The organism is Kineococcus esterisolvens (assembly GCF_050871405.1).
Classification (GTDB): domain Bacteria; phylum Actinomycetota; class Actinomycetes; order Actinomycetales; family Kineococcaceae; genus Kineococcus.
Genome location: NZ_JBJLRI010000002.1, coordinates 148,618 through 162,800 on the forward strand (window position 1 = coordinate 148,618; position 14,183 = coordinate 162,800).

Consider the following 14,183-nt stretch of genomic DNA (forward strand, 5'->3'; position numbering starts at 1 on the left):
CCGCGGCGACGTGGGGGGCGCGGCCGTCAGCGCCGGCGGGCCAGCAGGTGCCAGAACCGCGCCGTCCGGCGGAACTCCTCGCGGCGGCTGAGCTCGACCTCCAGCTCCTCCAGGTCGGCGACGGAGTTCTCGTCGGCCCGCTGCGCGTCCTCCAGCAGCGTCGTGACCGTCAGGACCCCGGCGCGACCGACGACCTCGCAGCCCGCCGCGGCCGCGGCCGCCTCGACGGCGGCGGGGTCCAGCCGCAGCACGGAGCGGCCGGTGGCCCGGTCCTCGCCCCGCTCGGCGTCCAGCAGGACCCACGCCTGCGCCGGCCCGTCGCGCAGCGCGGCGGTCAGGACGTCGGCGGCCGGGTTGGGGGCCATGAGCGAGAGCAGCCCACCGGGCCGCAGGGAGGAGGCCAGCGTCGCCACGTCCGCCGCCACCTGCTGCACGCTGCCGCGGTGCTGCAGCACGTCGTGGCACAGCACCACGTCGAAGGACCCCGAACCGCCCGCGCGGTGGCGGGTCAGCGCGGCCAGGGCGGCCAGGTCCTCCAGGTCCGCGGCCACCGTGCGCACGCGGTCGGCCACCCCGGCGGCGGCCGCGGCCGCCCGGGCGGCGCCGAGCACGTCCGGGGAGGTGTCCAGCACCGTCACCTCGTGGCCGGCCAGCGCCAGCTGCAGCGCGTCGCGGCCGTCGCCGCCACCGGCGTCCAGCACCCGCAGCGGCGCCGGGCCCAGCTGTGCGCACCGCTCGCGCAGCAGGGCCGCCAGCACCCGGTAGCGCAGCCGCCCCCACGGCGACTCCTGCCAGGTGGACCACGCGGCCGCCTCGCGCAGGGCGTCCTCGGCGGGTCCGCCGCCGGCGGACGTCGTCGTGCTCATGGCGCGCTCTCCCATCGGTCCTGGCGTGAGCACCCTCCGCGCGGGGGTTGCTGCGGCGTCGTCGAGCCAGGTCTCTCGGCCGCTCTGGATGGTCCGAGCAGGGTACGGCACGCCGTGCGGGACGGGCCGGGGCAGCTCACGCCCCCGCCCTGCCCCCGTCCTGCGGTTCGCCACCGCGACCGGCGGGACGTCCCCACCCGCTGGGTACGCTGACCGCCGGACCCACGACCCCCCCCCGGGAGGACCCGCCCGCATGAGCACCGCCCCCGTCCCCGCCGGCGACGACCTGGTCTTCCCCCCGCCGGCGGAGTTCGCCGCCCGGGCCAACGTGGGGCCGCAGGAGTACGAGCGGGCCGCGGCGGACCCGGAGGCGTTCTGGGCCGAGCAGGCCGGGCGGCTGCAGTGGGACGAGCCCTGGCACACCGTGTTCGACGGTTCCACGCTGCCCACCGCCCAGTGGTTCGTCGGCGGGAAGCTGAACGTCGCGGTGAACTGCGTGGACCGGCACGTCGCAGCCGGCCGCGGGGACAAGGTGGCGCTGCACTGGGAGGGCGAGCCGGGCGACTCCCGCACGATCACCTACGCCCAGCTGCAGGACGAGGTGTGCCGGGCGGCCAACGCGCTGCAGGAGCTGGGCATCGGCCACGGCGACCGCGTCGTGCTGTACCTGCCGGTGCTGCCGGAGACGATCGTGACGACGATGGCGTGCGCGCGCATCGGCGCCGTCGTCAGCCTGGTCTTCGGGGGTTTCTCCGCCGAGGCGCTGCGCTTCCGGGTGGAGGACACCGGCGCGAAGCTGCTGGTGTGCACCGACGGGCAGTTCCGCCGCGGGAAGGCGGTGGCCGTCAAGGGCGCCGCGGACGCAGCCGTCGAGGGCCTCGACCACGTCGAGCACGTGCTCGTCCTGCGCCGCACCGGGGACCTGACGCCGGACGTGCCGTGGACGCCGGGCCGCGACGTGTGGTGGCACGACGTCGTGGACCGGCAGAGCACCGAGCACGACGCGCCGAGCTTCGACAGCGAGAACCCGCTGTTCATCATCTACACCTCCGGCACCACCGGGAAGCCGAAGGGCCTGGTGCACACCAGCGGCGGGTACCTCACCCACACCTCCTGGTCGCACTGGGCGGTGTTCGACGTCAAGGACGACGACGTCTACTGGTGCCAGGCGGACCTGGCGTGGGTGACCGCGCACAGCTACGAGATGTACGGGCCGCTGTCGAACGGGACCACCCAGGTGATCTACGAGGGCTCGCCGCTGACGCCGCACCCGGGCCGGCACTTCGAGGTCATCGAGAAGTACGGCGTGACGACCTACTACACCGCTCCCACGCTGGTGCGGACGTTCATGAAGCACGGCCCGGAACTGCCCGCGCGCTTCGACCTGTCCTCGCTGCGGTTGCTGGGCTCGGTGGGCGAGGCGATCAACCCCGAGGCGTGGCTGTGGCTGCACCGCGAGGTGGGCGGCGGGCGCTGCCCGATCGTGGACACCTGGTGGCAGTCGGAGACCGGCGCCGCGGTCGTCGCTCCCCTGCCGGGCGTGACGCCGCTGAAGCCCGGCTCGGGCACGGTGCCGCTGCCGGGCCTGGCCGCCACCGTCGTCGACGACGCCGGCCGCGAGACGGCGCCCGGCGAGACGGGGGTGCTCGTCATCACCCGCCCCTGGCCGGGCATGGCCCGCACGGTGTGGCGCGACCACGCCCGGTTCGTGAAGTCCTACTGGGAGCCGTACGCCGCGCAGGGCTGGTACCTGGCCGGGGACGCGGCGACGAAGGACGCCGACGGGTACGTGTGGATCGGCGGGCGCATCGACGACGTCCTGAACGTCTCCGGGCACCGGCTGTCCAGCATCGAGCTGGAGTCGGCGCTGGTCGCGCACCCGCGGGTGGCCGAGGCCGCGGTCGTCGGGGCCCCGGACGAGACGACGGGGCAGCGGATCGTCGCGTTCGTCATCACCCGCGGTGACGGCGGGGGCGTCGCCGACGCGGCGCTGGCCGAGGAGCTGCGCGCGCACGTGGCGGAGGCGATCGGCCCGGTCGCCAAGCCCCGTGACGTGGTGGTGGTGCCGGACCTGCCCAAGACCCGCTCGGGGAAGATCATGCGCCGGCTCATGGCGGACCTGACCGCCGGTCGCGGCGGCGGGGACGTCACGTCCCTGCAGGACGAGACGGCCCTGGCCGCCGTGGAAGCGGCCTGGGCCGCCCACGCCGCCTCCCGCCCCACCCCGTGACCACCGGGGGACCCCTGAGGACTCCCCGCCCCCCCCCGTCAGGAGATCTGCAGGCCGCCGTTGACGTCGTAGGTGGCGGCGGTGACGTACCCGGAGTCCGGTCCCAGCAGGAACTCCACCAGGGCGGCGACGTCGTCGACGGTCCCGACCCGGCCCACCAGCCCGTCGGCGGCCATCGCCGCCTTGCGGTCCTCGGTGAGCGGCCCGCCCATGATGTCGGTGTCCACGGGACCGGGGGCGACGCAGTTCACCGTCACGCCCATCGGGCTGACCTCGCGCGCCAGGGCGCGCGTCAGCCCGATGATCGCGGCCTTCGACGCGCTGTAGGCGACCTTGGAGTAGGTGCCGCCACCGCGCTGCGCGGAGACCGACGAGGCGCTCACCACGCGTCCCAGGCCGCGCTCCACCATGCCGCGCACGAAGCGCTGCGTGACGAGGAACGTGCCGCGCGCGTTGACGGCCATGACGCGGTCCCACTCCTCCGGCGTGGTGTCCAGGAACGGCGTCGGGGAGCTGATGCCCGCCAGGTTCGCGAGCCCGACGACGGGCGGCAGCTCGCGCTCGACCGCGGCGGCGGCCGCGTGCACGGACGCCGGGTCGGCGACGTCCACCTGCACGCCGAGGGCGGCGGCACCGGCCCCCTCCAGCTCGGCGGCGACGGTGCGCGCGGCCGCGCCGTCGAGGTCGAGGACGGCGACGGACCAGCCGCCGCGCGCCAGGCGGTGCGCGAGGGCCCGCCCGATGCCGCGCGGCGAACCCCCTCCGGTCACGACGGCGGTGCGGGCGGTCGGGAACTCGGTGGCCATCGGGGTCCTCCTCGGGGCGTGCGGGGCGCCGCCGCGTCGTCACGGCGACGCCGGGAACCCTAGACGCGCGGGTCCCCCGCCGCACCGGTCGGCAGGACCGGTCGGCAGGACCGGTCGACAGGACCGGCGGGCAGCGCCACCCTGTCCGCGTCGGGTGACCGCACCCGCACCGACACCGGAGGATCACCGTGGATCTCCAGCTGCTCGCGGCGCTCGTCGCCGGCATCGCCGTCATCGTGCTCGTCGTCCTGCGCACCCGGCTGGACGCCTTCGTCGCACTGCTGCTCGCCGCCCTCGTCACCGGGTCCATCGCCGGGTCGGCACCGGGCGACACGCTCGACTCCCTCGTCACCGGCTTCGGGAACACGCTGGCGTCCATCGGCATCGTCATCGGCCTGGGCGTGGCCGTCGGCAAGGTGCTGGAGGTCTCCGGCGGCGCCGACGCCCTGGCCCGCGCGTTCGTGCGCGCGCTGGGGAAGGACCGGGAGGCGTGGGCGCTCGGCGGCACGGGAGCCGTGGTGTCCATCCCGGTGTTCTGCGACTCCGGGTACGTCATCCTCAACCCCCTGGCGCGGTCCATCGCCCGCCGCCGGCGCCACGGGTACGTGGCGCTGGCGCTGGCGCTGGGCTGCGGGATGACGCTGACGCACCACATGGTGCCGCCCACGCCGGGCCCGCTGGGGGTCGCGGGCATCCTGGGCGCCGACCTCGGCGCGCTCATCCTCACCGGCCTGGTGTTCTCGGTGCTGCTGCTGCCGGTGGTGGTCCTGTACTCGGCGTGGGTGGGGCCGAAGCTGGAGGACCAGGTGCAGCCGCAGGTGCGCGAGGCCGTCTACGCCGGGGCGGCCGCCGGGACCGGTGCCGGTGCGGTCGCCGGTGGGCCGGGCGACGAGACGCCGGACCCGGCCGCAGCGCTGGGCGAGCCGCCGCACGGGGCCGCCCCGCACCGCCCGGGGGCCCTCCTCGGCGCCCTGCCGCTGCTGGTGCCGCTGGTGCTCATCGTGGCGAACACCGTGACCACGGCCGTGGACCGCGAGGCGCAGGGCGTCCTGCAGGGCGACGACGGGTACGAGCCGTCGGGTCTCGCGCAGGTGTTCTCCTTCGTCGGCCACCCCGTCGTGGCGCTGATCATCGGCCTGGTCATCGCCGTGTACGGCCTGCTGCCCCGGTGGACGAGCCGCCGGCAGGTGACCGGCTGGCTCTCGGACGCCGCGGCGTCGGCCGGGCTCGTCATCCTCATCACCGGCGCCGGCGGGGGGTTCGGGCAGGTGCTGCGCGACTCCGACGTCGGCGACGCGCTCGCCGAGGCGGTGGCTTCCCTCGCGCTGCCGGGGGTCCTGGTGCCGTTCCTCATCGCCACGCTGGTTCGCCTGGCGCAGGGGTCGGGCACGGTCGCGATGATCACGGCGGCGTCGGTGACGGCGCCGCTCGTCGGAGGGCTGGGGGTGTCCGCGCTGGCTGCGGCCGTCGCCTGCTGCGCCGGCTCGATGGTGTTCAGCTACTTCAACGACTCGTACTTCTGGGTCGTCACCCGGTTCACCGGCCTGGAGGGCACCGCAGCGCTGAAGGGGTGGTCCTGCCTGACGACGGCCGCCTGGGCCGGGTCGATACCGCTGGTGCTGCTGACCGGCGCGCTCCTGTGAGCCCGCGGGCGGCCGGGGACCGCCCGCGGGTCCCGTTCAGGCGCCGTCGGCGCCGGCCCGCCTCGCGGCCTCGACGTCCATCCAGTTGACCTCCCACACGTGCCCGTCCGGGTCGCGGAAGCTCACCCCGTACATCCAGCCGAAGTCCATCGCCGGGGCGTACTCCGCACCACCGTTGGCCAGCGCCCTGGCGCGCAGGTCGTCGCACTCCTCGCGGCTGGACGCCGACAGCGCCAGCATCACCTCGGTGGTGCCCGGCGCCGCCGGCTGCGAGTGCAGGAAGCCCTTCCACTTCTCCGGGGCGTGCAGCAGGGCGATGACGTTCTCCTCGATGACGACGCAGGTGGTGCCCTCGTCGCTGAAGTCGGGGTTCAGGGAGAACCCCAGCGAGGTGAAGAAGGTCCTGGACGCCTCCAGGTCGCTCACCGGGAGGTTCACGAAGATCATGCGCACGGCGGTCTCCTCCTGACGCGGGCCCCGGGCGGGCCCTGCTGCCCGTTCAGACCTCAGCGTGGCGCAGGACTCACCGGTGCGTCAGAGGTTCGGGAACCACAGCCCGATCTCGCGGGCGGCGGACTCCGGCGAGTCGGAACCGTGGACGAGGTTCTGCTGCACCTTCAGGCCCCAGTCGCGGCCCAGGTCGCCACGGATCGTGCCGGGCGCGGCGGTCGTGGGGTCGGTGGTGCCGGCCAGGGAGCGGAAGCCCTCGATGACGCGGTGCCCCTCCACGACGGCCGCGACGACCGGGCCGGAGGACATGAACTCCACCAGCGGCTCGTAGAACGGCTTGCCCTCGTGCTCGGCGTAGTGCCCGGCGAGCAGCTCGCGGTCGGCGGTGCGCAGCTGCAGCGCCACGAGCGAGTACCCCTTGGCCTCGACGCGGCGCAGCACCTCCCCGGTGAGGTTGCGCCGGACACCGTCCGGCTTGACGAGGACGAGGGTGCGCTGGACGTCGGTCTGCGTGGCCACGGACGGCACCCTACCGAGCGCGCCTGGCACGATGGCCGCCCACCGGTGGCGGGCACCGGGAGGTGGGCACCGCCGGCGAGCAGCCGGCCGGGACGGGAGGAGGGCGCCGTGGCGCTGCGCAGCGACCGCGAGGACACCCGGGAGCAGGAGCTGGCCCTGCGGTCCGCGCGCGAGGAGGCCGCCGAGGTGCTGGCCGAGCTGGCCGCCGAGGCCCGGTCGCTGTCCAAGGCGTACGCCTCCCGCTCGGGGCGCGTGCCGGACGGCTCGGCCCTCGCCGGCCTGGTCGACGCCGCACGGCGCGCCGAGGAGGCCGTGGACATGGCCGCGCACGACCTGGCGACGGCCCGGGGCGAGGACGCCTGACCCCTCCGGCGCGGCCTATACCACCTCGGGCACCCCGAGCGGTAGACCCCCCGGCGTGCGCGTCGGGAGCGGCGGCAGGACCATCGAGCACGCGCTCCGCACCGGAGCGCAACGTCCCCGCGACGTCCACCGAGCACGAGGAACCCGGCATGTCAGCAGATCACCCCGACCAGCCGGCGGCACGCGCCGCCGACGCCGGCGAGGAAGAACGCCGCACCACCACCAAGGTGGTGCTCATCTCCGTGGTGGCCGCCATCGGCGGCTTCCTGTTCGGCTTCGACACCGCCGTCGTCAACGGCGCGGTGGACGCCGTCGCCGCTCAGTTCGGGCTCACCGCCTTCCTGAAGGGCTTCGCCGTCTCCTGCGCCCTGCTCGGCGCCGCCACCGGCGCCTGGTTCGCCGGCCGCCTCGCCGACCGCTTCGGCCGCAAGGCCGTCATGGTCATCGGCGGCGTGCTCTTCGCGATCAGCGCCGTCGGCTCGGCGTTCGCGTTCGGCGTCTGGGACCTGATCCTGTGGCGCGTCGTGGGCGGCGTGGGCGTGGGCGTGGCCTCCGTCATCGCCCCCACGTACATCGCCGAGGTCGCCCCCGCCCACGTCCGGGGCCGGCTGGGCTCGCTGCAGCAGCTGGCCATCACCGTCGGTATCTTCGCCGCGCTGCTGTCCGACGCGTTCATCGCCAACACGGCCGGCGGCGCCGGGGAGGAGACCTGGCTCGGGTGGGAGGCGTGGCGGTGGATGTTCCTCGTCGGCGTCATCCCGTCGCTGGTGTGGGCGTTCCTGGCCCTGCAGGTGCCCGAGTCCCCCCGCTACCTCATCGCCAAGGGCGAGACCCAGCGCGCCACCGACGTCCTGCGCGAGGTGCTCGGCACCCGCAACCTCGGCGCGCTGCAGCGCAAGGTCGCCGACATCCGCACCAGCATGCAGCGCGAGGACGAGCCGAGCCTGAGTGACCTGCGCGGGCCCAGGCTGGGGCTGAAGCCCATCGTCTGGATCGGCATCCTGCTGTCGGTCTTCCAGCAGGCGGTCGGCATCAACGTGATCTTCTACTACTCCACGTCGCTGTGGCGGTCCGTCGGGTTCGAGTCCAGCGACGCGTTCACGACGTCCACGATCACCTCGGTGACCAACGTCGTGGTCACCTTCATCGCGATCGCCACCGTCGACAGGATCGGCCGGAAGCCGCTGCTGATCGCCGGTTCCGCGACCATGTTCGTCGCCCTGGGCGTCATGGCGGTGGCCTTCTCGCAGTCCGTCGGCACCGGCGAGGACCTCAGCCTGCCCGGCGCCTGGGGCCCGGTCGCCGTCGTCGCCGCCAACCTGTTCGTCATCGGCTTCGGCGCCACGTGGGGGCCGATCGTGTGGGTTCTGCTGGGCGAGATGTTCCCCAACCGCATCCGCGCCGCCGCCCTGGCCGTGGCGGCCGCCGCCCAGTGGATCGCGAACTTCACGATCTCCACGACGTTCCCGCCGATGTCCGAGCACCTGGGCCTGACGGTCGCCTACGGCGTGTACGCCGCGTTCGCGCTGCTGTCGTTCTTCTTCGTCCTCAAGGCCGTGCCGGAGACGAAGGGCCGGGAGCTCGAGGAGATGGGTTCCGAGGACTCCGCCCGCTCCGCTTGATCCCTCCCCCACCACTCGGGTCCGCGTTCGGGCCCGGGTGGTGGGGTGTTCCCATCGCCTCCACCCCCACCACGGCGCGGGGCCGGCGAGCACCGCGGTGCCGCAGCCCACGGAGCCCCACCCGGGGAAGCGGACCCCCGCACGGTTCAGGAACCCTCGGGGCGCCTCTCCGCCAGGCCGCGCGCGACGAGGTCGCGCTCGCGCTCGACGCGGGTGCCGACGTGCAGGCACCCCCACCAGATGCCGGCGAAGGCCACGCCGATGCCGACCATCGTCCAGCGGAACGCCTCGGGCACCACGAACCCGGAGGCGACGATGACCGCCTGCAGGACCCAGCCGAGGGCGTAACCGGCGCGCGAGCGCAGCAGCCCCGCGCACAGCACGCAGAGCAGGGCGACCACGCCACCGGCGACGAGGTAGCTGGTCTGCTCCTCGCGGTGCAGGGCGGTGGCGGCCAGGGTGGCGAAGAAGACCACGAGGGCCTCGGCGATCAGCGTGGACGCGGCCAGCACCCGCTTGGGGTTCCTCACTGCGCACCTCCCCGGCGCAGCAGGAGCCGGGCGTCGCCGGCCAGGACCACCGAGCCGGCCACCAGCACACCGGCACCGGGTCCGCCCTCGGACTCGGCCAGGTCCACCGCCGTGGTCAGGGCCGCGTCGAGCCGCTCGACGACGTGCACGCGGTCCTCGCCGAACACGTCCTCGGCGATCTCGCCCAGCTCGGACGGCTCCAGCGAGCGCGGCGAGGAGGAGCGGGTCACGACGACCTCGGCGAGCACGGGTTCGAGGGCGTTCAGGATGCCGTCGACGTCCTTGTCGCCCGCGACGGCGAGGACCCCCACCAGGCGGGTGAGGGTGAACGCCTCGGCGACCGCCTCGGCCAGCGCCCGCGCCCCGGCCGGGTTGTGCGCCGAGTCCACCAGCACCGCCGGGGAGGTCCGCAGGAGCTCCAGCCGGCCCGGGGAGGAGACGTCCGCGAAGGCCGCCTCCACCAGGCCGGGCGGCAGCGCGTCGCTGGGCAGCGCCAGCAGCGCCTCGGCGGCGCTGAGCGCCGTGGCGGCGTTGTCGGCCTGGTGGGCGCCGTGCAGGGGCAGCAGCACGTCGGTGTAGGTGCCGCCGCGCGTGCGCAGCGAGACCAGTTGCCCGCCCACCGCCAGCGAGCGCTCCACCACGCCGAAGTCGGTGCCGGCGCGCACCGCGGTGACGCGCTCGGCGGAGGCCCTGGCCAGCAGCACCGCCGCGGCCTCCTCCTCCTGCCGCCCCATGACGAACGTCGCGCCGTGCTTGACGATGCCGGCCTTCTGCGCGGCGATCTCCTCGAGCGTCGAGCCCAGCCACGCCTCGTGGTCCATCGACACGGGGGTGACGACGGTGACGTCGGGCACCACGACGTTCGTGGTGTCCCACGTGCCGCCCAGGCCCGTCTCGATCACGGCGACGTCGACGGGGGCGTCGGCGAAGGCCGCGAACGCCATGAGGGTGAGGACCTCGAAGAAGCTCAACCGCGGTTCGCCGGCCTCGTCGGCACGGGCGTCGAGGATCGCCACGACGGGTTCGACGTCGTCGAAGGCGCGCACGAACGCCGGGCGGTCGATCGGCTCGCCGTCGATCGCGATGCGCTCGGTGACCTCCGACAGGTGCGGGCTGGTGAAGCGCCCGGTGCGCAGGTCGTGCTCGCGCACCAGCCGCTCGACCATGCGCGCCGTGGACGTCTTGCCGTTGGTGCCGGCGACGTGCACGACCCGGAACGCCCGCTGCGGGTCGCCCAGCAACCGGCACGCCTCGCGGACCCGGTCCAGGGCGGGGTGGATGCGGTTCTCGGGGTTGCGGGCCAGGATCGAGGCGACGACCTCGGCGTAGCGGGGGTCGTCGTCCGCCCCGGAGGCGCGGCGCTGCTCGCGGCGGCGGCGCTCGGCCCCGGTGGCCGGTGGCCGGTGGTCCTGCGGCACGCGCCCGCGGCGCAGGGCCTCGCCGCCGAACACGACGTCGTCCTCGAAGACGCCGGGTTCGAGGTGGACGTGCTCCTCGCCGCGCTCGCGACCGTGCTCCCCGCCGGGGTCGTGGTTCACCGCTCCTCCAGCTTCTCGACGGCGATGCGGACCTCGTGGCCCTCCACCGAGCCCACCAGGGTGGTGCGCTCGGCCGGCAGCACGTCGGCCTGCCCGGAGGAGCCGAACTGCTGCGCCAGGGTCTCGTCGACGACGAGGTTCTGGTGGGTGACCAGGGCCTCCCAGACGGGGCCGTCGGCGGCCACGGTCAGGCGGATGCGGTCGGACACGTGCAGGCCGGCGTCGCGGCGGGCCTGCTGCACCAGGCGGACCACGTCGCGGGCCATGCCCTCGGCGGCCAGCTCGGGCGTGACCGCGGTGTCCAGGACGACGAACCCGCCGGCGTCCAGCGCGGCCGTGGCCAGGTCGGGGTCTCCGCCCTCGACGGTCGTCGCGAGCTCGTACTCGCCCTGCTGCAGCTCGATGCCGCCGGCGATGACGGTGCCGTCGGGGCGTTCCTCCCAGTCGCCGGACTTGGACGCCTTGATGGCCTGCTGCACCTGCTTGCCCAGTCGCGGGCCGGCGGCGCGGGCGTTCACGGTGAGCTTGGCCGTCACGCCGTGCTCCACGGCCCGCTCGACCGGCCCGAGGGCGACCTCGCGGACGTTGACCTCCTCGGCGACCAGCTGCGCGAACGGCTCGAGCGCGGCCGGGTCGGGGACGAGGACCTCCAGGCGGTTCAGCGGCAGCCGCACCCGCAACCCGTTCGCCTTGCGCAGGGCCAGCGCCGAGGAGCACGCCGAGCGCGCGGCGTCCATCGCGGCCACCAGGTCCGGGTCGGCGGGCAGGTCGACCGGGTCCGGCCAGTCGGTCAGGTGCACCGAGCGGCCGCCCGTCAGCGCCCGCCACACGTGCTCGCTCACCAGCGGCAGCAGCGGGGCGAGCATCCGGGTGGTGGTCTCCAGAACGGTGTGCAGGGTGTCCAGGGCGTCGCGGGCCCGCTCGGACTCCCCGTCCCAGAACGCGGAGCGGGAGCGGCGCACGTACCAGTTCGTCAGCACGTCCAGGAACTGCCGCACGTTCTCGCAGGCACCGGCGATGTCGTACTCGTCGAGCTGGGTGGTGACGGCCACGACGGTGTCGTGCAGCTTGGCCAGCACGTAGCGGTCGAGGACGTCCGCCGAGCTCGTGCGCCAGCGCGGGGTGTGGCTGGACGTGCCCGAGTACAGCTGGAAGAACTGGAAGGTGTTCCACAGCGGGAGCAGCACCTGGCGCACCGAGTCGCGGATGCCCTGCTCCGTGACGATGAGGTTGCCGCCGCGCAGGACCGGCGAGCTCATGAGGAACCAGCGCATGGCGTCGGACCCGTCGCGGTCCAGGACCTCGGACACGTCGGGGTAGTTGCGCAGCGACTTGCTCATCTTGCGCCCGTCGTCGCCCAGCAGGATGCCGTGGGAGACGCAGGTGCGGAACGCCGGCCGGTCGAACAGCGCGGTGGCGAGCACGTGCAGCGTGTAGAACCAGCCGCGGGTCTGCCCGATGTACTCGACGATGAAGTCGCCCGGGTAGTGGCTCTCGAACCACTCGGTGTTCTCGAACGGGTAGTGCACCTGCGCGAACGGCATGGAACCGGACTCGAACCAGCAGTCCAGGACCTCCGGCACCCGGCGCATGGTCGACTTCCCGGTCGGGTCGTCGGGGTTGGGGCGGGTGAGCTCGTCGACGTGGGGGCGGTGCAGGTCGGCCGGGCGCACGCCGAAGTCGCGCTCGAGCTCGTCCAGGGAGCCGTACACGTCGGTGCGCGGGTACGCCGGGTCGTCGGAGACCCACACCGGGATGGGGCTGCCCCAGTAGCGGTTGCGGCTGATGGACCAGTCGCGCGCGCCGGCCAGCCACTTGCCGAAGGAGCCGTCCTTGACGTGCTCGGGGACCCAGGTGATCTGCTGGTTCAGCTCGACCATGCGGTCGCGGATCTTCGTGACCGCCACGAACCAGCTGGAGACGGCGCGGTAGATCAGGGCGTTGCCGCAGCGCCAGCAGTGCGGGTACGGGTGGTCGTAGGTCTCCTGGCGCAGCAGCAGCGCACCACTGGGGGTGCCGTCCCTCAGCGCGCGCGTGATCGCCTTGTTGGCGTCGAAGACGTGCTCGCCGGCGAAGTCGGGCACCTCGGCGGTGAACCGGCCGCGGGCGTCCACCGGCACCACGGGCACGATGCCGGCGGCGTCGGTGACGGCCTTGTCCTCCTCGCCGAAGGCGGGGGCGATGTGCACGACGCCGGTGCCGGAGTCGGTGGTGACGTAGTCCGCGGCCAGCACCTGGTGGGCGTTCTCGCGGCCCTCGAAGTACCCGAACGGGGGCCGGTAGCGCTCACCGAGCAGGTCGGCGCCGCGGTAGCGGGCGCTGATCCGCGAGGCTGCGTCCTCGCCGAGCTCGCGGGCGTAGTGGCCCAGCCGCGCCTCGGCCAGCAGGAACCTCCGGCCGGCGTGCTCGGTGGCGTCGGCGCCGTCGACGACGACGTAGTCGAGGTCGGGGTGCACGGCCATCGCCAGGTTGCTGGGCAGCGTCCACGGCGTGGTGGTCCAGATCAGGGCGAGCACGCCGGCCAGCTCGGGGTGCGCCTGCGAGCCCAGCAGCGGGTACCCGACGGTGACGGCGGGGTCCTGGCGGTTGCGGTAGACGTCGTCCAGGCGGGTCTCGGAGTTCGACAGCGGCGTCTCGCAGCGCCAGCAGTACGCCAGCACGCGGAAGCCCTCGTAGACCAGGCCCTTGTCGTGCAGCGTCTTGAACGCCCACATCACCGACTCCATGTAGTCGGTGTCGAGGGTCTTGTAGTCGTGCTCGAAGTCGACCCAGCGCGCCTGGCGGGTGACGTACTCCTCCCACTCGCGCGTGTAGCGCAGCACGGAGGTGCGGCACGCGTCGTTGAACGTCGCGATGCCCATCGTCTCGATCTCGGACTTGTGGGTGATGCCGAGCTGGCGCTCGGCCTCCACCTCGGCGGGCAGGCCGTGGGTGTCCCACCCGAAGCGCCGCTCCACGCGGTACCCGCGCATGGTCTTGTACCGGGGCACGACGTCCTTGACGTACCCGGTGAGCAGGTGGCCGTAGTGCGGCAGGCCGTTGGCGAACGGCGGGCCGTCGTAGAAGACGAACTCGCCGGCGGCCGACCCGCGGCGCGCCTCGACGCTGGCGGCGAAGGTGCCGTCGGCCGCCCAGGAGTCCAGGACGGCGCGCTCGATCTCGGGGAAGCGGGGGCCGGTGCCGCTCTGCTCGGTGGCGGCGTTCCCCGGCTCGGGGGCCTGCTCCACTGCCTGGTCCGTGACCTCGGACACGTGTGCTCCTCGACGACGTCGCTGCTGCCGCGGGGACGACTCCCGCCGGGGCCGGCGGTGCCGCGGTACCACCCCGCTTGCCGCCACCACCCCTCCCCGCGGGAGGTGCGGCGACGACCGCTCGTCGCCCGGCTGTCACGGGCCGGACCCGTCCGGGTCTAGTGGGGCGCCGCCGCGGTGGCCGGCGCCCGTTCTTCCGGAGGCTCACCGGTGATGGCCGGGTCGACGCCTGTGCGCTCGATCCTACCCGGGGGGGGGGGGGGGGGGGGGGGGGGGGGGGGGGGGGGGGGGGGGGGGGGGGGGGGGGGGGTGGGGTGGGGGTGGCAGCGGTCTGGCTGGACGCCTGCGTGACCTCGGGCCAGTAC

11 protein-coding genes and 1 riboswitch are annotated in these 14,183 nt (G+C 74.4%); of the genes, 4 read left to right on the forward strand and 7 right to left on the reverse strand.

The genetic code is table 11. The features are described 5' to 3' along the window. Window positions 1-26: 26 nt before the first annotated feature. Window positions 27-866 carry a class I SAM-dependent methyltransferase gene (locus ACRYR8_RS01700; protein ID WP_432482340.1) on the reverse strand — a complete coding sequence of 280 codons (840 nt, stop codon included), beginning with the start codon at window positions 864-866 and terminating at the stop codon, window positions 27-29. 8 nt (window positions 867-874) lie between these two features. Next, a riboswitch (SAM riboswitch) is annotated at window positions 875-961 on the reverse strand. 158 nt (window positions 962-1,119) lie between these two features. Between ACRYR8_RS01700 and acs the strand changes: the two genes are divergently transcribed. Beyond that, complete coding sequence (gene acs / locus ACRYR8_RS01705; protein WP_432482341.1) at window positions 1,120-3,096, forward strand: acetate--CoA ligase; 1,977 nt, start codon at window positions 1,120-1,122, stop codon at window positions 3,094-3,096. 38 nt (window positions 3,097-3,134) lie between these two features. Here the strand turns inward: acs and ACRYR8_RS01710 are convergent, their stop codons facing one another. Further along, window positions 3,135-3,902, reverse strand: a complete 768-nt coding sequence (locus ACRYR8_RS01710; protein ID WP_432482342.1) for an SDR family NAD(P)-dependent oxidoreductase — start codon at window positions 3,900-3,902, stop codon at window positions 3,135-3,137. Window positions 3,903-4,090: 188 nt separating this feature from the next. Between ACRYR8_RS01710 and ACRYR8_RS01715 the strand changes: the two genes are divergently transcribed. Then, a complete protein-coding gene (locus tag ACRYR8_RS01715; RefSeq protein ID WP_432482343.1) occupies window positions 4,091-5,545 on the forward strand; it encodes a GntP family permease in 1,455 nt (484 codons plus the stop codon). 36 nt (window positions 5,546-5,581) lie between these two features. Here ACRYR8_RS01715 and ACRYR8_RS01720 read toward each other — a convergent pair whose 3' ends face one another. Both ACRYR8_RS01720 and ndk read right to left on the reverse strand, forming a co-directional pair. Further along, window positions 5,582-5,998, reverse strand: coding sequence for a VOC family protein (locus ACRYR8_RS01720; RefSeq protein WP_432482344.1), 417 nt, complete (start codon window positions 5,996-5,998; stop codon window positions 5,582-5,584). A gap of 81 nt (window positions 5,999-6,079) precedes the next feature. Further along, window positions 6,080-6,514 carry a nucleoside-diphosphate kinase gene (gene ndk, locus ACRYR8_RS01725; protein ID WP_432482345.1) on the reverse strand — a complete coding sequence of 145 codons (435 nt, stop codon included), beginning with the start codon at window positions 6,512-6,514 and terminating at the stop codon, window positions 6,080-6,082. A 108-nt stretch (window positions 6,515-6,622) separates the two neighbouring features. Here ndk and ACRYR8_RS01730 point away from each other — a divergent pair, with 108 nt between their 5' ends. Further along, the gene (locus ACRYR8_RS01730) at window positions 6,623-6,877 is read left to right on the forward strand and encodes a hypothetical protein (RefSeq protein WP_432482346.1); all 255 of its coding nucleotides are present in this window, start codon (window positions 6,623-6,625) and stop codon (window positions 6,875-6,877) included. Window positions 6,878-7,026: 149 nt separating this feature from the next. Then, window positions 7,027-8,499 (forward strand): sugar porter family MFS transporter, encoded by a 1,473-nt coding sequence (locus ACRYR8_RS01735; protein ID WP_432482347.1) that lies wholly within the window; start codon window positions 7,027-7,029, stop codon window positions 8,497-8,499. Between the two features lie 146 nt (window positions 8,500-8,645). Here the strand turns inward: ACRYR8_RS01735 and ACRYR8_RS01740 are convergent, their stop codons facing one another. The 3 genes from ACRYR8_RS01740 to ileS form a co-directional block, all read right to left on the reverse strand. Next, window positions 8,646-9,029, reverse strand: a complete 384-nt coding sequence (locus ACRYR8_RS01740; RefSeq protein WP_432482348.1) for a DUF4233 domain-containing protein — start codon at window positions 9,027-9,029, stop codon at window positions 8,646-8,648. After that, complete coding sequence (locus ACRYR8_RS01745; protein ID WP_432482358.1) at window positions 9,026-10,447, reverse strand: bifunctional folylpolyglutamate synthase/dihydrofolate synthase; 1,422 nt, start codon at window positions 10,445-10,447, stop codon at window positions 9,026-9,028. The genes ACRYR8_RS01740 and ACRYR8_RS01745 overlap by 4 nt, the downstream gene beginning before the upstream one ends. 116 nt (window positions 10,448-10,563) lie before the next feature. Then, window positions 10,564-13,794, reverse strand: coding sequence for an isoleucine--tRNA ligase (ileS, locus tag ACRYR8_RS01750; RefSeq protein WP_432482359.1), 3,231 nt, complete (start codon window positions 13,792-13,794; stop codon window positions 10,564-10,566). Window positions 13,795-14,183 lie beyond the last annotated feature (389 nt).

Excerpts from the sequence above, each read along its gene's own strand:
- ACRYR8_RS01700 (WP_432482340.1), bottom strand. The coding sequence starts at position 866 with ATGAGCACGACGACGTCCGCCGGCGGCGGACCCGCCGAGGACGCCCTG.
- acs (WP_432482341.1), top strand. The coding sequence starts at position 1,120 with ATGAGCACCGCCCCCGTCCCCGCCGGCGACGACCTGGTCTTCCCCCCG.
- ACRYR8_RS01710 (WP_432482342.1), bottom strand. The coding sequence starts at position 3,902 with ATGGCCACCGAGTTCCCGACCGCCCGCACCGCCGTCGTGACCGGAGGG.
- ACRYR8_RS01735 (WP_432482347.1), top strand. The coding sequence starts at position 7,027 with ATGTCAGCAGATCACCCCGACCAGCCGGCGGCACGCGCCGCCGACGCC.